This window comes from Brenneria sp. g21c3, assembly GCF_040240345.1.
Taxonomy (GTDB): Bacteria; Pseudomonadota; Gammaproteobacteria; order Enterobacterales; family Enterobacteriaceae; genus Brenneria.
In genome coordinates this window covers 93,376-119,643 of the sequence record NZ_JBEIAB010000005.1, presented here as the reverse complement: position 1 = coordinate 119,643, position 26,268 = coordinate 93,376, and the positions used below count along the sequence as shown (strand labels likewise).

Below are 26,268 nucleotides of genomic sequence, written 5' to 3'. Positions count from 1 at the left end.
CGGGGGGCGCTTTCGCGTATTGATATGTTCAATCAGGGACTGAATTTTTGTGCAAATACCCGAGGTGGTTAAATTTTAAATCGCAGGCGCCAGCGAGCTGGCGTCATACCGGTGACTTGTTTTAACACCGTGGTCAAATGGCTTTGACTTGAAAAACCGCAATGATGAGCAATGTCGCAAATTGACTCATGAGTTTCTAAAAGCAATGTTTTGGCTTTTTCCAGTCGTTGATTCATTAGCCAGCGATGAGGCGTTTCCCCCATTTTTTGCTGGAAACTACGAGCAAAATGCCGACGACTTAAACCCGCCGCTTCAGCTAAATCATCGATACTGATTTCATTGCTGATATTGTCGTTCACGAATTGATTTACTCTTTTGATTCGCCATTGCGGGAGGATCACTGACGTATTCGAAGCGAGGTCGGCGTCAGCCCTGATAAGCAGTTGGGAGAGAATGGTGATTAACAACCCATCTGCCAGATAGCTCTGCGCCATATTTTGTCCTGCCGAGTTCTCCCACAAATGCGAAAGCAATGTTTCAACCAGCGGGTCTGACCAGGTATTTTCCGATAGTTGCCATAATGTCTGGCCGATCTGATCGGGACAAGCGCCGCCAAGGATTTTGCGTACTGTTTCATTTGGGAGCGTTAGCACCAACATAGTGCGATTTCCGTCGACTTCCCATTGGCTTTCAATACCTGCGGGTACAACCAACATCTGACCGACATGGGCCTTCTGCTTATGTGTTCGTCCATTGATGGTCCATAACCAGTTGCATTGACTTTCTACCAATAACGGTAAGGCAAGGATAGTCTCGTCCAGCGGCGGATCAATGAAGTTATGCGCGCCTTGTTCAACGCGTATCATGCTGAAAGGCAAACGGCCCTGAGAGTGCCGATGTTCCTGAGCGCATAAGGAGAGCGTTGATAGAAATCAGAGTAGCTGCGCCATGTTGGACTCTGCATAATGTTGACCCTCTTTCACCACATATAACTCTTTTTGCTATCTGTGCATTGCGTTGATTCAGATCTTATGACTGAGTTATGCAAAACTCAGACCATTTATATCAGGCAAAATAGCTGCGTGTTGCCGGTATCTATCCATGTTCTTTTATGCCCGGACTGCATCGCTATAAGCGCAAGCTGTGGATTGTTATTGCGGGAATCCCGGTGTGCGGCCCCGTGGTTATTCGAAGCATCATCATGTATGGCTGTCCTGCAAAATGGACATTGGGATATTATAGGTGAACCCTGCTTCGCACATACCAAAGACAGCGATTTTTTATCAGGCCTGAGTGGGCGCTGTTTACGATAACTATCAACAAAACCAATAATAAACAGCTCGTTAATCTTGGATGTGATCCCGAGTCCGGCGCCACTCATTTAAAGAAACCAGCCTGGTGGGAACTTTATCCCGGCCACTGACACTCATTTCCAATGCCGGTTTCCCCGTTGAACCAATAGGGCAAGTCACCTGCCCCTGATACTGATGGGATAGGGGGGCAAGTCTATTAATTCTTTACGGAGAATGTTCATATGTTTCCCATTCGGTTCCATGATGCGGTCGCCAGCCAGGACTGGCTCAATGTGTCGCAAAATGCAGAGGGCGATGCGGTGAACCAGCAACGTTACCATACCCCGCCTTCAAGCCCGCAAAGCCCCCATCCGCCTTCCTCTCCCGACGCCGAATCATCATCTTCCTTACCTGGAGGGAGAAGCCATCAACAGATGGGGTTGTCCATACTCAGCCGGTTTCATCATCTCTTTTCAAACGGTGAAAACAGCAATGCCGCCCGACCGGCCATTGGCGGGGAAGAGATGCGCCGCTATGTGCATAAGGCTTATAAAGACCTTCGTTATTATCATGGCACCAATAAAGCCAGCCTGGACAACATCCGCGCCAATGGTATGAATACGAGACTGAAACGCCCGGGAGCGACTGATACCGCGCTTAATGACGCGCCTCAGTCGCAATCCGCCGTGCATAGGGCGCGCCAGTATAATTACTTCACCACAATAAAAGGGGCGGCGAAATCCTATGCGCTGCCCGCCTGCGTCACCAATACCCGGGATTGGACCCGGAAATCCGGCGATGACGGCATCCCTAAAATCGCAAGATTGTTTAAAACCGCTGATTTTCCGCCCGCTGAAAAAGACACGGATTTCCCAATTCCCATCGCGTTTATCAATCCGCTCTACCGAACCAGTGATAATATTCCTCCCCATGCGGTCCGGCAGGCGCAAGGAGACGGCCGGTATAGCGAGGCGATTCTGACTGCTATACAGAAACGAATAGAGGACAAGTTTAACGCATCGTTAAGCCTGCAACAGATCGAGAGCATCCTGATAAACGGCGCGGAGTCGGATTCGGACGACGATTTCCGCTAAATGTTGCAGATCGAGTGTTAACGCCTCAGCCCCGTGATGCGAAACATGCGCCAGGGTTTGGTTTGCAGCGCAACGGAACGGAAAACTCCCGCGGAAACCATAAAAAAGTTATTCGCCGCGCTTATTCATCACCCTCAGGATGTCTGTAACGCTCGCCATACCCGCTCCGGCGTGGCAGGCAGGTCAAGCTGGCGATAAGGGGCGCTATCGCCGCGACCCGCGATCGCGTCCTGCAACGCACACCAGACGGCGATCCCCAGCATAAACGGCGGCTCGCCGACGGCTTTGGAGCGGAACACCGTTTCCGCGGCGTTGTCCGCATGCGGCAATAGCTGCACGCGAAAATCATGCGGAATATCCGCCGCCGTGGGAATTCAGTCGTACCGTCCGCTCCAGCTCTTGCGGCATGCTGTCGCGCTGTAGTCCCGCCATATTTCCGCGCTCCCGTTCAATATGCGCCTCAAGCCGTTCAGCGAGCGTCATCGGGTGCAACGAGCGCCGTGCATGGAACGTATGTTTTACTTGCAAGCGCTCAAAGAAACACCCGCGCTAAAAATTAAGCAAAGGGCGCTCAAAAAACCACAACAATAAAAGGGTGTTTATTTATCGAATTGAAAAACAGCGTTTTTTACCAGCGCATATGCGGAAGAAAACACGTTCAACGAAGAGAAAAGGCAGACAAAGACGCAATTCTGGTGCAAATTTCTCCGGCGGCGCACCAAAAAAAAGCTACAGAGCATGTGAAAAAGATAACCGGATAACGCACGACGGCGATCCGGCGAATCGCCGTGCCGACAGAGGTCAGTCGGCGTGCTTACGCGAACGGAATGCCGCCACCTTCATCCTGTTGCCGCAAATGGCCATGCTGCACCACCGTCTGCGGCGTGATTTAGTGACATCAAGAAAGTAAAGCGTGCAGTCGTGCGCCTCGCACTGCCGAACATACTGACGTTCATCCGCCGCAAGCAGGCGTGCCAGCGAAGCCGCCACCGGTTCGAGCAGACTGGCGGCGCTGAGATCATAGCGATCATTTTTCAATATGAAACCGGCCTTGCCCGCATCCCATAAAAGCCGCCTGACCGGGCGGCCGGCTTCCAGTATCTGATTGACTATCAATGCTTTTCCCGGTCGGCCGGTTTTGGCGATTGCGATTAATGTTTCCGCCTCCTCGCGCAGCGCCCGCCCCAGTTGCGCCAGACCCGCAGGACAGCCGTCGAAATCTTCAGGCAACTCGCCAGCGGCCTTGAGCCATGCAACGACGCTGGCGTCATCAGTTAAATAGTCGCGCCTTTCATCTCCGGTGCCGTAGGCGCTATTGACGAAATCCAGAGCCAGGTTGTTGGCGATGAAATGAAGATCCTGTTGATTAGACATGCTCATTTTTGTAACCCATAAAAAACATATAGACAGGTTACCAAATTATTATGTAACCTTCAAATAACCACCAATCAGGTTACAAGGGAATCATTATGAGCATCAAAACCACCGTCAAACCCCAGATTCACTACCGCTACGAACAGGTTGGCGCTGTGAAAATCTTCTATCGTGAGGCGGGCGACCCGGCATTACCCACCGTGCTTCTGCTGCATGGCTTCGCGGCTTCTTCTTACATGTACCGCGATCTGATCCCGGCGCTGGCGGATCGCTATCACGTCGTCGCGCCGGACCTCCCCGCCTTCGGTTACACCGAGTCGCCAGAACACGGGGCTTACGCCTATACCTTTGATAACCTCGCGCAAACGATTGATCAGTTCACCGAACAGCGGCATCTCGCCCGTTACGCGATAATGGTGCATGACTATGGCGCGCCGATCGGCTGGCGCCTGGCCAGCGCGCACCCCGAGCGTATCACCGCCATCATTTCCCAGAATGGCAACGCCTACGAGGAAGGACTGGCCCAGGGCTGGGATTTGATCAAAAAGTACTGGCAGGCGCCAACGGCGGAGAATCGCGCCGCGCTGCGCGACTTCCCCACCCCGGCGTCAGTCAAATGGCAGTATCTGGAGGGCGTGGGCGATCCCAGTCTGGTCTCGCCTGATGGCTATACGCTGGAAGGGCTGCATGTCGCCAAACCCGGCAATGCGGACATTCAGTTAGATCTTGTGTTGGACTATGCGTCGAATGTCCGCCTGTACCCGCAGTTCCAGGCTTATTTTCGCCAGCGACAGCCGCCGCTTCTGGCGGTCTGGGGCAAAAACGACCCCTATTTCCTGCCGGCCGGCGCAGAGGCATGGAAGCGCGACATTCCCGAGGCGGATGTGCGCTTTTATGACACCGGCCATTTTGCTCTGGAGACCCATGGCAAGGAAATCATTCCGGCAATCCGCGCGTTCCTGGATAAAAACATCAAGTAAGCAATTGATAGCGATAGCGAATAATCCGCCCCGCCGCGCGATCAGGAAGCCCGGACTGAAGGCGATTCAATGGAGTCCGGGCGTTTTTCCGTTAACTATTCGGCAGTTGAAGCGCGAAAGCGTATCATTGCCAATGGCGGAGAGGCTCTCTTCGTCGCATCCTTTATTATCGTCGCCGGTTATTTTCTGGAAACCGTCAACGGAAGCGGTAGGTCAGCGGCGCCAGTCGGGCATACCCGGTAATCCAGGAAGGAAAGAGACATCTTTGGAGCGTTTACATTGATTGAGATATTGAATTCACCCTCGTTATGGTTCTCCATCGGACAGATTATCGCTATCGATATACTACTGGGCGGGGACAATGCCGTCGTGATTGCCTTAGCCTGTCGAAAACTCCCTGTCGCCCAGCGCAACGTGGCGATCATGGCCGGCACATTCGGCGCAATCCTCCTGCGGATTGTCATGATCTTTTTCGCCCTGGAACTGCTGGGACTGCCGTACCTGAAAATCATAGGCGCCGCGTTGCTTATCTGGATAGGCATAAAAATGCTTATTCCCGGCGATGAGGAGGATCATAAGAGCCTCACCGCCAGCCCGAAGCTGATTAGCGCGATAAAAACCATTATCGTCGCCGACGCCGTGATGAGTTTGGATAATGTAGTGGCGATAGCCGGCGCGTCCAATGGGCATCTGGGGTTGGTGGTTATCGGCATCTTTATCAGCATCCCGATCATCATCTGGGGCAGCAAGTTGGTCCTGCACTTTATGGAGCGTTTTCCGCTGATCATTAAACTTGGCGCGGCGCTGCTGGGATGGATCGCAGGCGGTATGGCGATTAGCGATATCAGTCTCCCGGCTATGCCATCATGGTGGCACTATGCGGCCGGTGTGGCCGGCGCGGTATGCGTATTGGCGGTCGGCGCCCTTATCGGCCGAAAAAAATACAGGTATATTGAGCACTAAAAACCGCGCTCTTTCAGATCTGACGCTCAACGCGAGACAATGAGCGGTATTTCGTCAGAACCCGGTACTATTTAGAAAAACCAGTCTGTTGGCTGGTTTTTTTACTTTTTAACGTATGCCCTCGCCGGCGAAAAAATTAACTTCATACTCTTTCTCTCTGTTGAAAATATTAACGCTATGATTATTCACCTGTATTCCCATATGACTAGCCACAGACTCATTCACCTTTTCCATCGTGGTTGACGTGTTTCTTCTTGAACATCACAGCCTTTCTTCATTCTCGGTTTTGGTTTTTTTCCCGAATTTAAAATTTTATTTTTAACTGCATAGGGAAAAGCCAAAGATACGACAACCTCTATTTCATTGATTACTCAACCGATATACAACCATATATTCAGCGCTATTATGGCGAAAAAATAATAAACATTAAGTCATTTTTCAACCTCAACAGACAAACGACATTCGCCGTTCTATCGTTATCAGACCTTAGGTAGCAAACGCTGTTTGTATTTTAAAGGCGCGCACCCCACTATTTCATTAAAACACTTAATAAAGTAAGTGGTGTAATTAAAACCCGACTGTGCCGCCACTTCCGCCACCGACAGAGAAGTGTACTCAAGTAATTCACTGGCGTGTTTAATACGACGGATAAGAATGTACTCCTGGATGGTTCCGCCAGTCTCCTTGCGAAAGGTACGAGACGCATAGCTAGCGGAAACTCCTAGCTTTTTAGCCATGTCTTGCAAACTAAGTTTGTATAAATAGCCTTCTTCTATTTGCTGCATAATTTTTGAAGACAGCAAACCGCTCTTTCCCGCGCGCACATGAACACCGGCCGAAAGAAAGTCGAGTATATTCAACAATAATAGTGCCATTAATTCACTTTTCCCGGAGGAGGAAAGGTAACTACACCAAAATAAATCAAAGATATTTTCTATTTTTTCCTGCGATTGCGACAGATCATAAATAGAGACATGAGCATCGGCAGCGGATATTTCAGAAAAGAGTTTATAACGCTGAGTAAAAGTACGCAGATAACCGGACATTATCGCCACATCCACATGAATGATGGTGCGCTGATAACAATTGGACGACGTATTGTCTACCATAACCTTGTGAATTTTTCCCTGCGGAAAAATAAACATCCGCCCAGGTCTGGCGGTAAACTTTTGATTATCCACCACCACAATGCCTACGCCGCTCTCAATAAACAACAGTTCCAGGCACTGGTGCCAGTGATAATAATTGACGCTTTTACCACGAGTCCTTTTGAACTCCACGGAAAAGTCATCAAGAGAGATACGATCCAGCAATGCTTCGTCGGTCATCATGTTAAAGGTCAAGATAGTGACATTTCACTTCAGCATAGTTAAAAATAATCTGTGAATAAAGCACAAAGCCTCTTTCTCAGGCTCTATTCGTTTCCTTTTGTGATCCTCTTAACGATCTTTTATCCCCGCAATGCTTATTTTCTGACGAAATAAATCATCAGTTGAAACATTGTTTCACTTGAAGAAATCAAGAGGGTAAATATGCATCTCTCAACCAAAAATAATGAAAAATTCAATAGCCGAACCGCACTACGCGACTGTTTTACCTCGTTGTTTAATGCCGTCTGGCGGCAACGAAGCGATAACGTCGCCGGCATTTTAACAGGTAATCGTATTCCTCTTTACGGAGAAAAAACGGCGGCATTCGAAACTTTTAGCCGCCTGCTGTGGGGTGTATTTCCCTTACTCGCGTCCGGTGAATCCGGAGACCTTGATATCCGCGCCCTATTTCGCCTTATCGCCGCCGGCGCCAACCCGGCGCATCCCTGTTATTGGGGAGAAACGGGAGATTTCGATCAGCGAAGCGTAGAGATGGCCGTGTTCGGCGTGGGCCTGGCGCTGAGCGAATCAACGTTTCGCCAACAGCTTGACGCGCAAGAGCAACAGCAGTTGTTTCACTGGCTGCGGACGCTGCGCAAGGCGCAGATCCCGCAAAATAACTGGTCATTTTTTCCGATTATGGTGGAAATGGGGCTTTGCCTGAGCGGCGAATCGTGGTCACCCGAGGTCGTAGCGCGGCATTTTGCCCGACTGGACAGCTTCTATCTTGGAGATGGCTGGTATAGCGACGGGCTTAACCGCCCGCGAGATTATTATAATGGCATGGCGCTGCATTTTTACGGACTGATCTACGCACAGTTGATGCGCGATATCGACCCGCAGCGCTGCCGGATTTTGCGCGAGCGCGCCGCCCTGTTCGCGCATGACTTCATCCACTTTTTTAGTGAAGACGGCGCGGCCATTGCCTATGGCCGCAGCATGACCTATCGCTTTGCCCAGGCCGCATTCTGGAGTGCGGCAGTGTTCGCCGGGCTTGACGTGTTCCCGCTCGGGGTGATGAAAGGCCTTATTTTCCGCCACCTGCGCCACTGGCTGGCGCAGGATATCACCGATACACGCGGTATTCTCACCGTCGGCTACGGTTACGCCAATGAAATTATGGCCGAGGAGTATAACGCGCCCGGCTCACCTTACTGGGCGTTTAAAACCTTCCTCATCCTTGCGTTGAAAGAAGATCACCCCTTCTGGCAAAGCGCGGAACTGCCGTTGCCGCCGCGCAATCATCGACATGTGATTGCGCGCGCCGGTCAGTTGATTATCGATGATGAAAATAGCGGCCACCACTACATGCTCAATGTCGGGCAGACGCCGGGGAAAAACTATGCCAATAGCGAGAGCAAATACGCCAAGTTCGCCTACTCTTCGCTGCTCGGCTTTAACCTTGAACGCAGCCGCTTCGGCCTCGAACTCAGCGCCTGCGACTCCATGCTTTTACTCGCCGAACAGGATGGGCATTACCGCGGCCGCCGAACGAATGAGCGCAGCGACATTAGCGACAGAGGCATCTATACCCGCTGGTCGCCCTGGCACGATGTCGCCATCGACACCTGGCTAATCCCGTTGGCCTGCGGCCATTTGCGTATCCATCTGGTACAAAACGCCCGCCCGCTAGAGAGCGCGGAAGGGGGATTTCCGCTGCCGTTGGCTGCGTTTTCGCCCGATGCGTTCGACACGCAAAACGGCACGGCGCGAAGCCCGGAGACTGGCCTCTACTCGCGGATCGTCGATATCTCCCCGGCGCTGAACCGCGCCTGTAGCCAAATTATCAGTCCGCCCGCCAGTAATATCCGCTTTCCCTACAGCAGTAGCGTGCCGACGCTGAAGCAGACTTTAGCGCCAGGCCGCCATCTTCTCTGCTGCGTGGCGGATGCCGGACATACTCTCACGACGCTCGTTTTGCCCGCGATCTCACTCACGTCGCACAGCATAGAAATAAAACAGGATGACCAGTTAATGGAAATCCCTCTATAACCACACGCCTTTTGGGAGCGTACTATGACCACCGTTAATCGTTATGATTACATAAAAATCAGCGCGTTTATGTTCTTATATTTTGTTGTCTGGACCATGAGTTTCAGCCTTTACTCCATCTGGCTGGGACTGGAGGCCAAATTAACCAGTGCGGAAATTGGCGCGGTATTCGCCGTAAACGGCGCCTTTGCCGTAGTGATGAAACCGATTTACGGCTTTATTACCGATAAGCTGGGGATGAAAAAGCATCTGCTCTATTTTGTGGCGATCATGTCGTCGCTGCTGATGCCGTTTTTCGTCTATGTCTATCACCCGCTGCTTAGCGAATCGTTCTACGCCGGGGTATTGGCCGGAGCGCTCTATTTAAGCCTGGCCTGGTACGCCGGCATCGCCGCCTCGGAATCTTATTGCGATCGGTTCGGACGACTGAAAGGCTTTGAGTTTGGCCGCATCAGAATGTGGGGCTCCTGCGGCGCGGCGGTGACGGCATCCTTTGCCGGGGTGCTTTTTAATATTTCCCCGACCATCAACTTCACTATCAGCAGTATTACTTCGCTCATTATGCTCGGCTTGTTGATCAGCATTAAAATTCCCGCCGCCGACAACCACGAAAACGCAGTGGTGCCGGAGAAAAAGATCAGCCTGCCGGATGTTAAGCGTCTGCTGAAACAAGGCAATTTCTGGCGCTTCTGTTTCTATGTCGCCGGCATTGTATGGATTATGCATATCGCCGAGCAGCAATTCCCGCGCTATTTCGTCTCTTTCTTCCACGGTGATTCCGCAGGCAATTCATGGTACGGCTATCTGAGCACGGTACAGGCGATTGTCGAATTTATTTCCATGCTCACCATGCCCTGGGTGGTGAATAAAATGGGCGCGCGCCGGGCTTTAATTTTCGCCGGTCTGGTGATTGGCGCGCGTCTTGTGGTATCGGGTTTTGCCACCGGGCCGTTAATGATCGCCTTTATTAAACCGCTGTACGGCCTGGAAAACGCGCTGCTGCTTATTGCGGTATTTAAATACATCGCCAACCACTTCGACAAGAAAGTGAACGCCACCATGTATCTGATTGGTTATCAATGCACGATGTATATCGGCACCATCTTTGTTTCCGCGCCGGTTGGATATATGTACGACCATATTGGCTTCGGCAATACCTATTTCATTATGGGCGGCGTGGTGATCCTCTTTGCGCTGATTTCCATATTCGTGCTGACCGATAACGACGAAAAGATCAATCTTACCGCCGCACCAACCAATACCACTTTATCCTGATGGAGTATTTCATGAGCCTTATGAGCAGCAAAGAAACGGATTTACCGTGCGCCACAACCTTACTCTCAGGAATACGGCAACGCGCGACGGAGCAATTAAAACGGCAACTAAGCCAATTCGCCGGAAAATTTCCCGCCGCTTGTAGCATTAACGGCAAATATCCGCTGACGGCGAATACCGACTGGACCACGGGCTTCTGGAGCGGCATATGCTGGCTGGCCTGGCAGATGAGCGATGATGAGGTCTTTTTGCAGCAGTTACAGCAGCAAATCCCAAGTTTTGGCGAACGTTTGGCGCAGCGCCACGATATTGAAACCCACGATCTTGGTTTTCTCTACTCGCTCTCCTGCGTAAATACCTGGCGCGGCACCGGGGACGAAGCGGCGCGGCGCTATGCCTTACAGGCGGCGAACCTGCTGGCCGCGCGCTACCATCCCAGGGCGAAAATTATTCAGGCATGGGGGGATTTGCAGGATCCCAGCCAGCAAGGGCGCATGATCATCGACTGCATGATGAACCTGCCGCTGCTCTACTGGGCATCGGAACAAACCGGCGATCGGCATTACGCGCAGTTGGCCTGGAACCACGCCAGCCGTGCCTGCGACTATCTGGTGCGCGAGGACTTTTCAACTTTCCATACCTTCTATATGGATGTAAACAGCGGCGCGCCGCGCAAAGGCTCCACCCACCAAGGCTTTGCGGATGACTCTTGCTGGGCGCGCGGTCAGGCGTGGGCGATTTATGGTTTTGCCCTCAGCTATGGCTATACCGGCGATCGTCGTTTCCTCGTCACCGCCATTGAAACCGCCCGTTATTTTCTGGCCTATTTGCCGGCGGATAAAATATGCAACTGGGATTTGCATCTCACTACCGCCGACACGGCGAAGGACAGTTCCGCCGCCGCCATTGCCGTATGCGGGTTGCTGGAGCTGATAAAACATTTGTCGGTATTACATCCGCAACGCGAATATTTTGAACGGCAGGCATTGCTGATTATGGATGAGCTCTGCACAAGCTATTATCAACACGCCGACGTGAATAACGGTTATTTATTGCATGCGGTTTATAATATGAATAAATCCCGCGGCGTCGATGAATATTGCATCTGGGGCGATTATTTCTTTTTTGAAGCGTTATCGCGCTTATCCGCGCCATTAGCAAAATACTGGTAAACATAGCCTGTGATTAATTAATCAGCTCTGCTGAGGATCCCCTACGTCCTGATAAGGATAAATGATGAATAGACAAATTGTATTTCTGGCGCTGGCGTTGCCCGCAGTTGGCCATGCCGGCGGTTTTCTCGAAGTCAGGGAAGCGTGGAATAGCGCATCCGAAGAACATCAGTTTAAACTGGGTGCGGGCTATAATTTTAACAACGGGGCCGGGTTATTATTTCAAACCGTGTATAACACCGCCAAGCTGAATCAATTTAAGCACAGCTTTGATGAAATTGAAGGGTGGTATCCGCTGTGGAAGATTACCGACAAGCTAACGTTAAGTCCCGGCGGCATTGTTAATTCCACCAGTTCGGGCTCCGCCATATCGCCCTATATTCAACTGGGATATAGCGCCACGTCAGATTTATCGATGGCCTTTAAATATCGCTATAACCATATGAATTATAAAACGCGCGATCTCGACAGCGAGATGAATTACAACGACAACCATCAGCTTGTTATGGTGGTTAATTATAAAATCAACGATACCCTCAGCTATGAATTTGAACCGAACCTTTACCTGAATACCGATAACTACAGGCGCAAGAATGGCAAAGATCATAGTTGGGAGCTCAACCATAAAGCGACGTGGAAGCTGACATCGAACTGGCGACCCTTTGTGCAACTGTCCTGGCTGGATCGCGATATCGCCAATAATGCGGAGCAATATCGCATCCGGCTAGGCGTACGTTATTACTTCTGATCGACAAAACGCCCGGCGGACATCGCCGCGGGAAGCCGACATCAACGTTTTTCGGCGAAGATATCGAGGATGTCCACACCGCGTGATCCGTTGCGCGGTGCGACATTAAAACAACGGGCTTGCCGATCGGCTTTATCATTTCATCCTGATGACCGGGCGATCGATGATTTCGCAGCCCAGCGCGCGCCGCCACGCCGCCGTTGCGCCAATCGGCGTAAACAGCGGCGCCAAAGCGCGGCATGCCAGCATCGCGACCAGCTTGCGCAGACAATGCCGGGTGGGATGGACGTTCCAACGACAAAAATCGACCTCGCCGGCCCGCCACTGCCGGCGGGATGGCTGATTGAGGTGGCCGGTGAACAGAACCCGGTGGCTGAAACCGGGCTGCGCCCGCAGTGCGCCGGCGGTGCCGCTCTGTCCATCCGGATTCGCCGTCAGCAATACCGGGCAGTCTGCTGAAAAAGGAGGCAGCGTCCGGGCCAGTCGTTTCAGTTCCGCCTGTACGCCGGGTTGCAGGCTGCCATCGTCATGTTGCGCCATCTGTACCAACATCGCCAGGCAAGGTTCATCCAGCGCCACGCCGGCCGCATTGCGGCGCGCCAGCAGCAATGCCATTTCCACCGCCCGGCCGGAAGGCGGCACCGGACACAGCGTCGGCTGCACCAACTGCGACAAGATCGCTTCCCGCTGCCGATGCTGCGTCACGTCATACAGCGCGTAGGAGGCATCCACCAGCGCCAGTTGCGCCGCCGGCGGTTGATCGAAACGGAATAACGCGGATTCCAGGCTGACGTCGCCGCTGTAAAACAGGCCGCCGGCCAGATCCAGATGAAACCAAACGCCGCCGTAGGCATGACCGCAGCTACCGGTGGTGACGGTCAACGCACCTAGCTGGAATTGCCCGCGAACCGGGATCGGCCGTACATTCAGGCCGGCGGGCAACGCCCGGGCCGTGGTCGCGGTACAGTACACCGGCGTTTGGGGCGGCAAACGCAGCAGGCCGCCGATGTGATCCTCATGATCGTGACTCAGCAAGATCGCGTCCAGATCGTCCGGGATCGGCCAGGGTTCGGCATTCGCTTCCAGCGCGCCGCCCGCATCGAGCAGAATGCGCCGCGACGGCGTCGTCACCAGAATGGCCGCGGGCGCCTTGCCGTGCAGACCGCTGATAATCTCGATACCGACGCTCATGCCGCCTCCAGCCGCCAGCCCTGATGCAGGCGAACCGCTACTGACTGCCGCTCGCTCAGCGGGGAGTGATGATACGCGGTCAGCGGCTGACCGTCGGCCAGCCGCAGTTGCAACAGATAGCGTTCTCCCTGAAAAATACAGCTCTCCACCAGCGCGGCGATGCCGCCGGCCGCGACTTCCACATGTTCAGGACGGATCAGTATCGGCTGACGGCCATGTGCGGCGGACGTCCGCGCCAGTCCGTGATGCAGTTGCTCGCCGTCCAGACGGGCGGCATTTTCGGCCACGGGCAGGGTCAATATGCTGCCTTTGCCGATAAAGCGCGCGATCCAGGCGTTCTGCGGATATTGATAGATCTGTTGGGGAGAGCCCCACTGCATCAGCGCGCCCTGATGCATTACCGCGATGTGGCTGGCCAACGCCATCGCTTCGGCCTGATCGTGGGTCACGTAGATAAACGTCGCGCCGGTGCGGCGGTGAAAATCACGGAAAGTCTGTTCCATCGTGGCGCGCAGATGCCGATCCAGATTGGCCAGAGGTTCATCCAGCAGCATCACCTGCGGTTCCGACACCAGACAGCGCGCCAGCGCGACGCGCTGACGCTGCCCGCCGCTCAGCGCCTGCGGCGAACGATCGGCGTAAGCCGCCAGTTCAACCTCTTCCAGCGCCGCCATAACGCGCTTTTGCCGGGCGGCGCCGTTAACTTTCTTCAGCTTTAACGGATAACCGACATTTTCCGCCACCGTCATATGCGGCCACAGGGCATAGGATTGGAACACCATCCCCATGTTGCGCGCCTCCGGCGGCAGATGATGGTGGCGATCCGCCAGCAGCTTATCGCCTAACGACAGCCGTCCCTGGGTCAGTTGCTCCAATCCGGCCAACATGCGCAGCGTGGTGGTTTTTCCGCAACCGCTGGGACCCAGCAACGCGGTAAACGCGCCGGCGGGAATGGTCAGGCTCAGATCGCGCACGACGATCTGTGCGCCGAACTGTTTGCCTATCCGATCCAGTTTCAGCTCTGCCATGGGATGACTCCTTTGGGAAGATAGCGGCCCAAACCGCTCAGCAACAGCATAACCAGCGCGACCAGCGCCACGACCAGCACTGAAACGGCGGCGGCCAGCACCTTATTGCCGCTTTCATCCAGATTGAAAATGACGACGCCCAGCGTCTCGCTGCCCGCGCTCCACAACAGGGCCGAGACGGTGAGTTCATTCACCGCCGTCAGAAACACCAGCAGCGCGCCGGCGAAGGCGGCCGGCGCCAATAGCGGCAGAACGATATGGCGCAGCCGTTGCGAAAAGCCGGCGCCCGCCAGACTGGCCGCCTCTTCCATCGCCGGATCCATTTGCAACATGCCGCTATGAACGGGCTTGAGGCAGACCGTGAGGAAACGCGCCAGATACGCCAGAAAAATGATCGTCAGCGTGCCGTACAGCGCGATATTCACGATGGGAATCGGCCGCGCAAACAGCAGAATGAACGCTATCGCCAGCACCACGCCGGGCAAGGTATAGGGAATATCAATCGCATTGTGCAGCCAGCGCAGCGGGCGGCTGGGATAGCGTACCAGCAGGTAGGCGAGAGGCAGACTCAGGATCATCAGGACGACAGCGGCGCTGACCGACAACAGCATGCTGTTGGTCAGCGCCCGCCAGGTGGCGCTCTGCCCTTCCAGCATGGCGCCGTAGGCGGCAAACGTCAGCGTTTTGCCATTCAGCGGCACGCCCAGCGTCGGCACCAGCGAGGTGGCGATCAGCGCCAGCAGGGGCGCGGCCAGGATCATAAACAGTACGATCCCCAGGATCAGCTCCGTCGGCCAGCGCCACGCGCCGAGCCGAAACGCCAGCGCGCGGCCGGCCATGCCGATAAGCGGCAGCGCATGACGCCGCTGCAAACGCCCTTGCAACATAACGATGCCCACCGCCAGTACGCCCATCAATACCGACAGCGCCGCCACCTGATTCAACATGCCGGGGCCGAAGCCGGCCATCGTCTGGTAAATCTGCGTCGGCAGCACAAAGTAGGAAATGGGGATCCCCAGCATCGCGGGAATACCGAAGTTGCCCAGCGCCGACACAAAGGCGATGGCGCCGCCCGCCCACAGCGAGGTGCGGCACAGCGGCAGGACGATATCGCAAAACACCCGCCACAGCGAAGCCCCGTTCAGGCGCGCGGCTTCAATTTGCTCCTTGGGCAAACAAAGCAGTTGACCGCGCAACGCCAGAAAGACCAGCGGCGCATGCTGGATGCCCAGCAGCAGAGCGATGCCCTGCGCGGAATAAAGCGGGTTCGGGCTGCCAAAGGCCGGCGCTATCCCCAGACTATTCAACAGGATGCTGCTGGGGCCAAAAAGTTGCAGCCAGCTTAGCGCCGTGACCTGCGGCGGGATCATCATCGGCAGCATAAACAAAAATATCCCTATCTGTTTGGCGCGGATATCGGTCAGCGCCAGGCAGAAAGCGAAAAGACCGCCCAACAGCACGGAGAGCAAGGTTCCCATTCCGCTGGTATATAAACTGTTGTACAGCGCCCCCCAGGTCGACTGACTGGATAACACCCGCCACAGGCTGCTGTCGGCGCCCTGATGCCAGTCAAACAGCGCCGAGATTAACAAGCGCAGGCTCGGCAGCAGACTGAACAGCGTAACCAGACCCAGCAACAGCCAGAGCAACCCTCTGGGAGGATTGCCGCCGGCGGGATAACGTTCGGTCAGGCTGCTCATGGTCAACGGCTGCCGAAAAGTTGGCTAAAGCGCTGTTTGTTCTGCTCGGCCCCGGCCAACGCTTTACCGGCGTCGAAGGCCATTAACTTGATCTGGTCGCGCGGAGGAAAACCTTCCGGCACCGGCAGATCGGCGCGAGCTGGCAGATACCCCTGCTTCAGCACCAGCCTTTGCCCCTGCTCCGACAGCACGAAATCGATAAAGGCTTTGGCGGCAGCGGGGTTTTTCGCCGCTTTCATCATCGCCACCGGTTCGGTCACGATACTGACGCCCTCTTGCGGAAACAGAAACTCAATCGGCGCGCCTTTGGCTTTCTCGCGGATCGCCATGAAATCCACCAGTACGCCGTAGGCTTTGCCGCCGGATGCAATCGCGCTCAGCACCGCGCCGTTGCCGCCCTGAGGCATGGCGCCATTTTCTTTCAACTGCTGGTAATACGCCCAGCCAAGCTGCGGATTGTCGGTCAGCGTCGCCAGATGAATCAGCGCCGCGCCGGAATACAGCGGGCTGGGCATGGTGGTCATGTTTTTCAGCGCCGGCTTGAGCAGATCCTGCCACGAAGCGGGCTTCACCGGCGCCTGGCGATGATAGGCGATCCCGGTGGTGATCAGCTTGGTGCCATAGTAATAGCCTTGCGCATCATAGAGCGCGGGATCGTAACGAACGGCTTCGGGCGATTTGTACGGCGCCAGCAGATTCTGCTGCCTGAGCGACTCCATCGTCACGCTGTCGGCAATCAACAGCACGTCCGGCGTCGCGCCGCCTGCGGCCAGCTCAGCCTGCAAACGCGCGGTCAGTTTGGTGGTTCCATCGCGGATCCAATTCACTTTGATATCCGGATGCGCCTGCTCAAACGCGTCGACGGTCATCCGGGCATCTTCATTGGGCTGGCTGGTGTAGAGCACCAGCGTGGTTTTCGCGAGGGCTGACGTGCTGAACATCGTCAGAAGCAGCGCGGCAAGCGTGATTTTCTTATACATATCGGCGTATCCCCTGGTTTCGTTGTAATGATTAAAACAGGGAAATCTGACAAAAATATGACCAGCTTATTTCGTAGTAATACATTAATACTTTCGATGTATTATCCCGGAAGGCTGCAAGACAAGGAGAGAAAAGATGACACCGGGATCACGCCGGCGCGCCATCGTCATGATGGCGACAGAACAGGGAGAATGCAGTATCGAGCAACTGGCCGAGCATTTCGGCATATCGCTACAAACCGTGCGCAGCGATGTGCGGGAACTGACCGAGCAAGGCCTGCTGCTGCGTCGGCACGGTCTGGTGGCGCCTTTCGCGCGCGAGAATATTGGCTATCGGCAGCGGGAAATCGTCAACATCAGCGGCAAACGCTGGATTGGCGAACAGGTTGCCGCGCTGCTTGGCGCATATCAACACTGCTTTTTGGGAACGGGAACGACGATTGAGATGGCGGCGCGCGCCTTGCCTGCTGACATCAGGCTGACGGTGTTCACCAATAACCTGCATGCGGCGCAACGGCTCAGCCATTTACCGGATTGTGATTTGATCGTGGCCGGCGGGCAGGTGCGTAAACGGGATTTGGATATCATCGGGGGCGATGCGCTGGCGTTTTTCAGCCGCTATCGGGTAGAGATAGGCGTGGTGTCGGTCGGGGGAATAGGAGAAGCGGGCGAACTCTACGATTTCAATGATGACGAAGTGAAAGCGCGCAGTGCGTTGCTGGCCGGCGCGGCGGTAAGGGTGCTGGCCGTGGACAGCACGAAATTCGGCCGAACGGCGCTCTGCCAAAACGGCAGCATTGCCGATTTTCACTATGTCGTCAGCGACAGGCCGCCGTCAAAACGGCAGCGTGACGCGTTGCTGCGGGCCTCAACCCGCTGGCTTTGCAAAGAGAGTGAGGAAAAAGGGCCGCCGAAGCGGCCCGGTCAGTAGCAGGTTATTTCAACTCAACGTCAATCATTGGCGGAATATAACCATAGTCAAACTCGTCGACCACGAAGGTCTGAAAACCTTTCAGTTTGATCTGTACCGTCGGCGCTTCGGTGCCGCCGATGCGGTAGGAGTCATCGTCATCATCCTCCCCCGTTGGTACGGAGTCGATGAAGGACGTCACCAGACCGTTGGGCATGACGTAGTGCGAGTAGGTCTGGAAAGGCTGGGAAGAAGGGTTGCCCAGCACCAAACCAGAACCATTCAACGGCACGTAAGGCCCGAACAGATCGTCACTGACAAAACCGTACACGCCGTCAGGCCCGGTCAGACCATCGCCATAGGTATATTTGTGGCTGATGGTGAACAGGTAGTACTTCCCATCCTGGAAAACAAAGTGCGGACGTTCCGTCTGGTCGTTGACGCCAACCGCGGTAACCAGCGGCGGCAGCATTTCCCAGTCATCGCCATCTTCGTCACGGCATACCGCGATACCGACGCAACCAGTCTGGTAACGGGAATTACCGACCTCTTCATAGCCCGGAGGCACATCCCCGATCTCTTCAGGACCGACGACATGGGAGCCGCGCTCGCCGGCCACGTTGCCTTCAAACAGCATGTACAGCTTGCCGCTTTTCGGATCGCGGAACGGGCAAGGGTCGCGGAAGCCCCAGTACGGGTTTTGGCTTTCGGTTTGGTACATTTTCCCATCCGCTTCGAACAGGCTTTTCACCTTGTGGAAGCCCACCATTTCCACTGCATTATCGGTAGTCACCACCCGGCCGCGCACTTTGACGATCGTCGCGCCCGGCGTCACCGCCGTGTAATACAGATCGATTTCACCGCTGTCGTTCAACAGAATCGGCGTACCGGCCCATTCACGCGTCGTCGGCGACACCCCCTCGGCCATGACGCGACCGCCCATGATCCAGTCTTTACCGGTACGCGAGTACCAGAAGTACATCTTTGCCCGGCCGTGACGGTCGTTCCAGTCGCTGGTGATATCGTAATTACCGTTCTCATCCAGATACTGGGGATCGGTTGGGTTACGAGCGGCGGTCAACGTGAAGATAACCGACCAGCCGTTAACCGATGCGATATTCCCATCCAGATCGCGCAGCGGCATGGTATCCCAGATAAACACCTCGTCGCTCATGACCGGGAAATCTCCGCTGACCAGCGGCTGGGTGGTGGTCGGATCGTCTTCCGTGACTTTCAGCGCATCGGCCCGCGACCAAATAGTGGGTTTAAACGGTTTATTGCTTTTCAGGGAAGATTTTTTCTCTTGTTTAAATGTATTCATAATGTTTCTCTCTTTATAAAAAAATAAAAGCAGCCCAGAGAATTAAATTTAATTCTCTGGTCACTGCTTTTTGGGGATGGATGATTTTTACCTAATGACGGGCATAACAATGCCCTTCCGTTGATATAACGGAAAATATTCGCTTCAGGATTCAACAAAAAAACGACTTCGTTTTAAATAGTCTTTATCAGATAAATAACGTCTAACACCTCCTTTATAGAAATTAAAAGATCAAGTCAGGAAAACATCTCATCATGTAACCACTTATTGCCGAATGAGTTTATTTCCTGTTCTTTTTTCCGTTATCAAAACGGTCATTCAAAAACTTCAATATGGCGCGACGAATATGTTCGACGCCGATGAAACCGATCATGCCGCCCAACGCCGGCGTCAGCGTTTTCGGCAGCGAAAAATACTCCAGCGATGAAACCGCCGTCAGCGTCAACGCGCCGCACAGCGCGCCTTCCAGCAGCATGCGTTGCCATCCGCCGCCGGTATAGGCAACGCGAAGTATCGCGATGAAAATAGAGAGCATCACACCCCCAGTAGGAACATCGCCGCGCCACCAGGCATGTATTAATTCGTAAACTCCGGCCCAACTGAAGATATTGATATTCATATTTACCCTTTGAAAAATTGATTAAACCAATAAGAATTCTCTTATAAAAAAGTCAACCATAAATAAGACATAAAAAAGCCCCGGTGTTATCCGGGGCCAGAATAAAAAAAAGCCTGCTGGCAGCAGGCTTTAAAATTCGTTTTATTTTTTGTGATGGGTCAATCGCTTCATCTCCATCATGGGAATTAATTTAACCAATTTTGGACAAGAGCGCAAGCCCTAATTTTAAAAAAAGTTAATTTTATTTTTTCGGACTTTATTGTTGCGGAGAGGTCACCGTGGAGAATAGTTTTTCTGCTGCCGTAGATTCCTGATAACACTGGGCAATAAGCGCGTCATAAAATACTTTCCAGTTCCGTGACCAGCTGCGCTGCGTTAAATCAGGCACGACGGTTTTAATCACTTTATAGACGCTAGCCGACTTGACCGGCTTCATGCCGGAACCGCCGCAACGGGGACACACTTTCTCAATCGTTTTACCCGCCGCGCGCGAAGCCGCCAGATCCGTCACTTTGCCCCGGCCTTTGCAGCGACAGCGATTCAGCGGATCGTCCGCGGTTCTGCTGTATTCTTCCACGGCCATTTTGGCCATCAAAACGATGCAGTGAGCCATCTGCCGTCCCGCCGCTTTTCCCACCAGCTTCGGCGCCTGTTTCATAGCAAAACGGGCGATCCCCTCGATCGCCTTGTTTTTTTCATCAGCATCCTTGTTGTACTTGGCCAGGATGAGGCTGAGCCCCAGCGCCTCCCGCGATTGAACAACCCCCAGCGCCAGCAGAATATCGCTATAGCTGTCCCGCGCGCCCCGCGAAGATCCACTGCCCTTTTTCGCCTGGCTGACGGGTCTGTTGCTGCCTGGCTGACGGTAAACGTACGAAGGCGCGGCATCCCTGCATGTAAACATCAGCGAGGCCGATTTAGGGCCGCACAGGCTGAGCGCATGTTCAATCTTCATCGTAGAACCTCCGTATAACCAGCAGAAACGCCATATCGCTTAAATGCGCTGAATCGTGTTGATAGGCTGAGGTTGCATCGCCGCAGCCCTGTCGTATCCCTGTAATGCTTATCTCCTCCCCGCTTGATTAGCCCATCAGAACATGGGCCTGTTTGTCGTCGGTTCGGGTAGCCGGACCTTACTCGCAACGGACGTAGTGTCGATGTACGTTCCATAGAGTCTTTCCTTTAAATCTTATGGTTGAATCATGCTGAACGGCCTTGTCGCGCGGCCATTCCGCCTATGTGCGTCGCCACGCACCTAGTCAAAAATCCAGTCATTTTTTTGTTGATTTTATCATCCTTAAAGCAGACTATAGTCAACGTAGATCAACAATACAACGAATAAATCCACACCATGTTTATTTTTTAAGTTGGTGCAAATGACAGAGCTAACCGAACGCCTGCGCTACCTGATGCGCGAAGAGGGATTGAAACAAAAGGATTTAGCAGAAATTGTGGGCACATCACCTCAAACCGTGAACAACTGGTTGAAAAGAGGAACGCTGAGTCGTGAGTCAGCCCAGGCCATTAATGAGAAAACCGGCTATTCGCTGGACTGGTTGCTCAATGGCATTGGTCACCCGAAACCGGAAAGCAGTAATTTCAAGGCATCCCGCCTGCATGTTACCGAGTGGGAAAGCATTGATAATGATGACGATGAATTTGTGGAGGTTCCATTGTTAGGTGTCAGGCTATCAGCCGGAGGAGGCGCATATGATATCGATGAAGATGAAGTGTACGCGCTTCCCTTTCGTACCCATACCTTAAGGCGGCTTGGTATCCGAGTGGAAGATACCCGCGTGGTTACCGTCATGGGCGACAGTATGGAGCCCAAGTTATCGGACGGCGATAAGGTCGCCGTCAACCTGTCAGACCGGCAAATCCGGGACGGCAAAATGTACGCCATCCGCATGGGCGAGCTGCAACGCGTTAAGGCGCTGATCAAGCGCCCTGACGGCAGCATCATCGTACGTTCCTACAACCCGCTTTACGAAGACGAGATTGTCACCAAAGAACAGATCATCAACGGCGAACTGGCCGTCATCGGACGCGTGTGGTGGGTTTCCGCGCTGGTGTAAATGTCCCGCTTTCCGAGAGCGACCCGCTCCGCCAATGGCGATTTTCGCTCCGGAGGCCGACCTGGCGTTGCCAGGAGCCCGCCAGCGCGGGCATGACATAAGGCATGACGAATCAGCGAGTCCTGACGACGGATGCTCAATACGCAGCAACTCGGGGTATCAATCCCCCTGCGGGTTCAGCAGCAAAGAAAAGTGGTGATGTCATCGGTTCGTTGCAGGTAAGCGCCTTTAAAGCGGCGTCCGGCGCAAAACGCCGGCGATAAATCAGTCAGCAGCTCCAGTTCAAAAGACTGGCTGGCGCTATCCAGCGCGACCATTCCGACATCCAAAAAATCGAAGTAGTGCTTAACCTGCGGATACAACGCCTTGAACAGACTCTCTTTGGCGGAAAAGTTTAACGTCAATAAACAGCGAAACTCATCATCCCGGGCGTGTAGCCAGTGGTACTCATCCTCGCCCACAATGCCCGGCCACAGCGACTCGGCGCGTTTCGCAGACATGAATGTTTCGATATCCACCCCTACGCCGGAAAACTCGGGAGTGCGGATATGCGCGGCGCACAATATGCTATGGGTGTTATGACTTAAGGAGCCGGAAACATTTTCCGGCCACAGCGGAGACCGATCTTCAGCGCAGTTAAGGACGAAATCCGCATAACCGAGCTTACTCAGTACCTGTTTCGCCAGACAGCGGCCAGCCAGAAACTCCGCTCGACGTTTCGGCACCGAGCGCGCAAGCGCATCTGAAAACGGCACCTCCGCTTCAGCGAACAAGTCATCGGAATAAGCAGACAAATGGAAATGACCACGAGCGACGAAACCAGGATACATAGCGCCATCCTTAGCCTGTGGGAACGAAATCCATTCAACGTCATCAATAAAAGCAGCAAGCATGTCACTTTACTCTTGAAGGCGAAATCACTTTCAGGGTAATCCAGCACCTCAACCTTCAATGAATAATGGGCGGCTCCCGCCCATTATTATTGCTAAATCAAGCACCATCACAACGCTAAAAAGAACCCGGCGATGCAGGCGCTCATCAGGTTGGAAAGCGTACCCGCCGTTACCGCTTTCAAACCGAACCTGGCGATGTCCTGACGACGAGTCGGCGCCATACTGCCCAGTCCTCCAATAAGGATAGCTATCGATGACAAGTTAGCAAACCCGCAAAGGGCGAAAGAAATAATCGCTTTGGTATGGTCGGACAGAACCTGGAGACCGCTCGCCGCCACCACGTCATCGGCTTTCAGATATTCGCTGAAATTCATATAGGCGACAAATTCATTGACGATCAGTTTTTGACCGATAAAGGATCCGGCGACAGTCGCCTCATTCCAGGGAACGCCGATCAAAAACGCCACCGGCGAGAAAACCCAGCCTAAAACCAACTCCAGCGACAATTGCGGATAGTTAAACCACCCGCCCACGCCGCCGAGGATGCCGTTAAGCAACGCTATCAACGCGATAAACGCCAGCAGCATCGCGCCCACATTCAACGCCAACTGCATGCCGGAAGCCGCACCGCTGGCAGCGGCATCAATCACGTTGGCCGGCTTATCTTCCGCATCGACGAATCCGCTGATTTCCTCCCGGTCATGGGTATTTTCCGTTTCCGGCACCATCAATTTCGCAAACAACAGCCCGCCCGGCGCCGCCATAAAGGAGGCCGCAATCAGGTATTCCAGCGGCACGCCCATCTGCGCATAACCCGCCATAACGGAACCGGCGATAGAAGCCAGACCGCCGCACATCACGGCAAACAGCTCCGACTGCGTCATACCGGCGATATACGGGCGAACCACCAGCGGCGCTTCTGTCTGCCCGACGAAAATATTTGCCGTCGCGGACAGCGACTCGGTGCGCGACGTACCCAGCAGCTTCTGTAACCCGCCGCCAAGCAAACGAATCACCCACTGCATAACGCCCATGTAATAGAGCACGGCGATCAGTGAAGAAAAGAAAACGATAATCGGCAGTACGCGCAGCGCGAAAACAAAGCCGCCGCCGCCGAAGACTTCAAACATTTTGTCAGAAACCAGGCCGCCGAAAATGAAGGATACGCCCTGATTGCCATAGGAAATAACGTTAGCCACCCCTTCCGTCATGCCGCCTAAAATGCGACGGCCTAAAGGAACATATAACACCAATGCGCCAATGCCTATCTGGAGCAGGAAAGCACCCAGTACCGTGCGCAGCTTAATGGCTTTACGATTGCTGGAAAACAGGACGGCAAACAGGATGAGTGCAGCCATGCCGATAAGACTCATGATGAGTTGCATATGAGGTTCCCTTTTAGCGCGAACAATTACAATTAGGAATAAAAATATTTTTATAACAACTAGCCGTTATAAAGATTGAGGAACCCATTATCCGGCGAAACCAGAAGCCGGTGAGATTCAGTCGGAGAGATTATAAATGCAGGTTCTGAACAGGAGCTAACCTATGTCACAAATATATACAACAACAAACAACTGAAAATACTTAATAGTGATCTAGATCACACTTTATGCACCTGGTTGCCATGATATTCGTCATTTTTCCGCGTTATCCTCAGCAACCCGGCGCCGATAACCCAAACAGACGAAGGCTGTTGTGGTAAATCGCGTCGGCGATCTCATCGGCGGATTCACTCCGTAGCTGGCATAGGGCATGAAAAACCGCGGCTATACGTTCAGGACGATTTGGCTGCCCCTGATGGCCGCAAACCGGCATATCCGGCGCATCGGTTTCCAGCAATAAATGGTCGAGAGGTAAACGCGCGATCGCCTGACGCGTCTTATTCGCCCGGGGATAGGTAATGGTGCCGCCAACGCCAAGGTAATAACCCAGCCGGACAAAGGTCTGCGCCTGTTGCAGGCTGCCGGCAAAGCCGTGAACCACGCCCGTGCGCGGCACTTGCGTACGGCGCAGTAACTGCGCCAGTCGATCATGACTACGGCGTGAATGCAGAATCACCGGACGATCGTACTGTCTGGCCAGTTGAAGCTGGGCTTCCAGCAGCGCGCATTGCCGCGCCAACTGCGGATCTTGCATATAAAGATCTAACCCGATCTCGCCGACCGCCACCAGCCTGTTCGCAGGTTGACGCAGGTGCTCTTCCAGCAAGGCCAGGTCGGTGTCACGATGATGGGAAATGTAGAGCGGATGCAGCCCAAGCGCGGCATAAAGAGAAGTGTGGTTGCATGCCAACTGGAGCACGCGATCAAAGTAGCGGGATTCAACCGCCGGAATAACGATGCGTTCAACGCCGGCCGTGGCGGCCAAACGTAAACTTGCCGCGACATCTTCGCTGAACGGTGGAAAATCGAAATGGCAGTGCGTATCGATGAATGCATGCCGGGCAACGTCGCCCCGGGAATGTCTGTTTTCTGTGGTCATCGCCTTGACCGGTGATTATGTATCTACTGGATAAACCAACCCGCTGCTGCCAGCAAACCGGCAACAGAAACGCACAGCGTTAATATTTATTCAGTGCAAGACCGTCTTCTCTGACGAGGCTTTCTCATGTTCCTTGCCGTAATCCTCTTGCAGCACGCCGGACAAATAGCCATTGTTCCCTTCCAGCCAGGCGCAATCGCTGTCGAACCATTCGGCCCACATGGCCCAGAAATTCCCTTTCCATTGTTTCCATTTACCAACAACTATATCGCTATTCATCACACACCTCCTGATATACCCAATAGATTTCAAGGTGCAGCCAATCAGCAACCAAATCGCGCCCTGGAACGCAGGGAGCAAGCGAGTCCGAAAACCAACACCGATGCAACTTGAAAGATGCGGGGTAAATACCGTCGACGTTACACAAACGCGACGACACACAGTGTGTCTGTTAAATATGACAGCCAAATGGCATGGCTGTCCATCTTTCCTTTGTTTGATTTTAAGGCCGTTTACGGCCGGCAAACAAGCTCACCAGGAATAAAACGATCCCAACTACGAAGACGATTTTCGCCGCCCCTGCCGCTGTACCCGCCAAACCGCCGAACCCCAATGCCGCGGCGATCAACGCGATCACTAAAAAGATAATTCCCCAACGAAACATATGCGCTCCTTACCAAAAAACGAGAACCGTGGAGGCAATCGGATACCGTACCTGATTGCAGGCCCACATGGTGGTGGTACTTTTGTTTTACAGGTTATTGCGGGCTGTTTATTGGCATAAACAACCCGCCCTATTGCCTAAGA

27 protein-coding genes are annotated in these 26,268 nt (G+C 53.7%); 10 read left to right on the top strand and 17 right to left on the bottom strand.

Annotation, left to right across the window (positions count from 1 at the left end; translation table 11 throughout):
• Positions 1 to 68: 68 nt before the first annotated feature.
• Positions 69 to 866 carry a helix-turn-helix domain-containing protein gene (locus ABRZ28_RS09915; protein WP_330520171.1) on the bottom strand — a complete coding sequence of 266 codons (798 nt, stop codon included), beginning with the start codon at positions 864 to 866 and terminating at the stop codon, positions 69 to 71.
• A 668-nt stretch (positions 867 to 1,534) separates the two neighbouring features.
• Between ABRZ28_RS09915 and ABRZ28_RS09910 the strand changes: the two genes are divergently transcribed.
• Complete coding sequence (locus tag ABRZ28_RS09910; RefSeq protein ID WP_330520170.1) at positions 1,535 to 2,386, top strand: hypothetical protein; 852 nt, start codon at positions 1,535 to 1,537, stop codon at positions 2,384 to 2,386.
• 134 nt (positions 2,387 to 2,520) lie between these two features.
• Here the strand turns inward: ABRZ28_RS09910 and ABRZ28_RS09905 are convergent, their stop codons facing one another.
• The 3 genes from ABRZ28_RS09905 to ABRZ28_RS09895 all read right to left on the bottom strand — a co-directional run bounded on the left by ABRZ28_RS09905 (position 2,521) and on the right by ABRZ28_RS09895 (position 3,766).
• Positions 2,521 to 2,724 (bottom strand): hypothetical protein, encoded by a 204-nt coding sequence (locus ABRZ28_RS09905; protein ID WP_319604070.1) that lies wholly within the window; start codon positions 2,722 to 2,724, stop codon positions 2,521 to 2,523.
• Between the two features lie 7 nt (positions 2,725 to 2,731).
• Positions 2,732 to 2,914: a hypothetical protein gene (locus tag ABRZ28_RS09900; protein ID WP_330520169.1), complete on the bottom strand. Its 183-nt coding sequence runs from the start codon at positions 2,912 to 2,914 to the stop codon at positions 2,732 to 2,734.
• A 273-nt stretch (positions 2,915 to 3,187) separates the two neighbouring features.
• Positions 3,188 to 3,766, bottom strand: coding sequence for a CGNR zinc finger domain-containing protein (locus tag ABRZ28_RS09895; protein ID WP_330520168.1), 579 nt, complete (start codon positions 3,764 to 3,766; stop codon positions 3,188 to 3,190).
• An 89-nt stretch (positions 3,767 to 3,855) separates the two neighbouring features.
• On the opposite strand from ABRZ28_RS09895, the gene ABRZ28_RS09890 reads away from it, so the two are divergent.
• The 3 genes from ABRZ28_RS09890 (at position 3,856) to ABRZ28_RS09880 (ending at position 5,703) form a co-directional block, all read left to right on the top strand.
• Complete coding sequence (locus ABRZ28_RS09890) at positions 3,856 to 4,740, top strand: alpha/beta fold hydrolase (protein ID WP_330520167.1); 885 nt, start codon at positions 3,856 to 3,858, stop codon at positions 4,738 to 4,740.
• Positions 4,741 to 4,809: 69 nt separating this feature from the next.
• Positions 4,810 to 4,983: a hypothetical protein gene (locus ABRZ28_RS09885; RefSeq protein ID WP_330520166.1), complete on the top strand. Its 174-nt coding sequence runs from the start codon at positions 4,810 to 4,812 to the stop codon at positions 4,981 to 4,983.
• A 36-nt stretch (positions 4,984 to 5,019) separates the two neighbouring features.
• Entirely contained in the window at positions 5,020 to 5,703 is a 684-nt protein-coding gene (locus ABRZ28_RS09880) for a TerC family protein (protein WP_319604066.1), read from the top strand.
• Between the two features lie 479 nt (positions 5,704 to 6,182).
• On the opposite strand, the gene ABRZ28_RS09875 is transcribed toward ABRZ28_RS09880, so the two are convergent.
• Positions 6,183 to 7,034 (bottom strand): AraC family transcriptional regulator, encoded by an 852-nt coding sequence (locus ABRZ28_RS09875; protein WP_330520165.1) that lies wholly within the window; start codon positions 7,032 to 7,034, stop codon positions 6,183 to 6,185.
• A gap of 201 nt (positions 7,035 to 7,235) precedes the next feature.
• Between ABRZ28_RS09875 and ABRZ28_RS09870 the strand changes: the two genes are divergently transcribed.
• The 4 genes from ABRZ28_RS09870 (at position 7,236) to ABRZ28_RS09855 (ending at position 12,260) form a co-directional block, all read left to right on the top strand.
• On the top strand, positions 7,236 to 9,065 hold the full coding sequence (locus ABRZ28_RS09870; protein WP_330520164.1) for a DUF2264 domain-containing protein: 1,830 nt from the start codon (positions 7,236 to 7,238) through the stop codon (positions 9,063 to 9,065).
• A 24-nt stretch (positions 9,066 to 9,089) separates the two neighbouring features.
• Complete coding sequence (locus ABRZ28_RS09865) at positions 9,090 to 10,340, top strand: oligosaccharide MFS transporter (protein ID WP_330520163.1); 1,251 nt, start codon at positions 9,090 to 9,092, stop codon at positions 10,338 to 10,340.
• Positions 10,341 to 10,360: 20 nt separating this feature from the next.
• Entirely contained in the window at positions 10,361 to 11,512 is a 1,152-nt protein-coding gene (locus ABRZ28_RS09860; protein ID WP_330520162.1) for a glycoside hydrolase family 88 protein, read from the top strand.
• 64 nt (positions 11,513 to 11,576) lie between these two features.
• The gene (locus ABRZ28_RS09855) at positions 11,577 to 12,260 is read left to right on the top strand and encodes an oligogalacturonate-specific porin KdgM family protein (RefSeq protein ID WP_330520161.1); all 684 of its coding nucleotides are present in this window, start codon (positions 11,577 to 11,579) and stop codon (positions 12,258 to 12,260) included.
• A 135-nt stretch (positions 12,261 to 12,395) separates the two neighbouring features.
• Here the strand turns inward: ABRZ28_RS09855 and ABRZ28_RS09850 are convergent, their stop codons facing one another.
• Genes ABRZ28_RS09850 through ABRZ28_RS09835 form a run of 4 tightly spaced genes read right to left on the bottom strand, consistent with a single transcriptional unit; the run spans position 12,396 to position 17,159 of the window.
• Positions 12,396 to 13,451, bottom strand: a complete 1,056-nt coding sequence (locus tag ABRZ28_RS09850) for an MBL fold metallo-hydrolase (RefSeq protein WP_330520160.1) — start codon at positions 13,449 to 13,451, stop codon at positions 12,396 to 12,398.
• Positions 13,448 to 14,479, bottom strand: a complete 1,032-nt coding sequence (locus tag ABRZ28_RS09845; protein ID WP_319604059.1) for an ABC transporter ATP-binding protein — start codon at positions 14,477 to 14,479, stop codon at positions 13,448 to 13,450. Before ABRZ28_RS09845 ends, ABRZ28_RS09850 begins: the two co-directional genes overlap by 4 nt.
• Entirely contained in the window at positions 14,467 to 16,179 is a 1,713-nt protein-coding gene (locus tag ABRZ28_RS09840; protein WP_319604058.1) for an ABC transporter permease, read from the bottom strand. Before ABRZ28_RS09840 ends, ABRZ28_RS09845 begins: the two co-directional genes overlap by 13 nt.
• A gap of 2 nt (positions 16,180 to 16,181) precedes the next feature.
• Entirely contained in the window at positions 16,182 to 17,159 is a 978-nt protein-coding gene (locus ABRZ28_RS09835; protein WP_330520159.1) for an ABC transporter substrate-binding protein, read from the bottom strand.
• A 136-nt stretch (positions 17,160 to 17,295) separates the two neighbouring features.
• On the opposite strand from ABRZ28_RS09835, the gene ABRZ28_RS09830 reads away from it, so the two are divergent.
• Complete coding sequence (locus ABRZ28_RS09830; protein ID WP_319604056.1) at positions 17,296 to 18,090, top strand: DeoR/GlpR family DNA-binding transcription regulator; 795 nt, start codon at positions 17,296 to 17,298, stop codon at positions 18,088 to 18,090.
• A 4-nt stretch (positions 18,091 to 18,094) separates the two neighbouring features.
• Here ABRZ28_RS09830 and ABRZ28_RS09825 read toward each other — a convergent pair whose 3' ends face one another.
• The 3 genes from ABRZ28_RS09825 to ABRZ28_RS09815 form a co-directional block, all read right to left on the bottom strand.
• On the bottom strand, positions 18,095 to 19,390 hold the full coding sequence (locus ABRZ28_RS09825; RefSeq protein ID WP_330520158.1) for a glycoside hydrolase family 68 protein: 1,296 nt from the start codon (positions 19,388 to 19,390) through the stop codon (positions 18,095 to 18,097).
• A 280-nt stretch (positions 19,391 to 19,670) separates the two neighbouring features.
• The gene (locus ABRZ28_RS09820; protein ID WP_330520157.1) at positions 19,671 to 20,009 is read right to left on the bottom strand and encodes a phage holin, lambda family; all 339 of its coding nucleotides are present in this window, start codon (positions 20,007 to 20,009) and stop codon (positions 19,671 to 19,673) included.
• Positions 20,010 to 20,265: 256 nt separating this feature from the next.
• A complete protein-coding gene (locus tag ABRZ28_RS09815) occupies positions 20,266 to 20,964 on the bottom strand; it encodes an antitermination protein Q (protein ID WP_330520156.1) in 699 nt (232 codons plus the stop codon).
• A gap of 421 nt (positions 20,965 to 21,385) precedes the next feature.
• Here ABRZ28_RS09815 and ABRZ28_RS09810 point away from each other — a divergent pair, with 421 nt between their 5' ends.
• Entirely contained in the window at positions 21,386 to 22,084 is a 699-nt protein-coding gene (locus ABRZ28_RS09810; RefSeq protein ID WP_319604052.1) for a LexA family transcriptional regulator, read from the top strand.
• A 176-nt stretch (positions 22,085 to 22,260) separates the two neighbouring features.
• Here ABRZ28_RS09810 and ABRZ28_RS09805 read toward each other — a convergent pair whose 3' ends face one another.
• From ABRZ28_RS09805 to ABRZ28_RS09785, 5 genes are all read right to left on the bottom strand, one after another.
• Positions 22,261 to 22,977: a 4'-phosphopantetheinyl transferase family protein gene (locus ABRZ28_RS09805; protein ID WP_319604051.1), complete on the bottom strand. Its 717-nt coding sequence runs from the start codon at positions 22,975 to 22,977 to the stop codon at positions 22,261 to 22,263.
• Positions 22,978 to 23,084: 107 nt separating this feature from the next.
• Positions 23,085 to 24,362 carry a NupC/NupG family nucleoside CNT transporter gene (locus tag ABRZ28_RS09800; protein WP_319604050.1) on the bottom strand — a complete coding sequence of 426 codons (1,278 nt, stop codon included), beginning with the start codon at positions 24,360 to 24,362 and terminating at the stop codon, positions 23,085 to 23,087.
• A gap of 271 nt (positions 24,363 to 24,633) precedes the next feature.
• Positions 24,634 to 25,461, bottom strand: a complete 828-nt coding sequence (locus ABRZ28_RS09795; protein WP_319604049.1) for a TatD family hydrolase — start codon at positions 25,459 to 25,461, stop codon at positions 24,634 to 24,636.
• 90 nt (positions 25,462 to 25,551) lie between these two features.
• A complete protein-coding gene (locus tag ABRZ28_RS09790) occupies positions 25,552 to 25,740 on the bottom strand; it encodes a CsbD family protein (protein WP_319604048.1) in 189 nt (62 codons plus the stop codon).
• Between the two features lie 223 nt (positions 25,741 to 25,963).
• Positions 25,964 to 26,125 carry a DUF1328 domain-containing protein gene (locus ABRZ28_RS09785; RefSeq protein ID WP_319604047.1) on the bottom strand — a complete coding sequence of 54 codons (162 nt, stop codon included), beginning with the start codon at positions 26,123 to 26,125 and terminating at the stop codon, positions 25,964 to 25,966.
• Between the last annotated feature and the right edge of the window lie 143 nt (positions 26,126 to 26,268).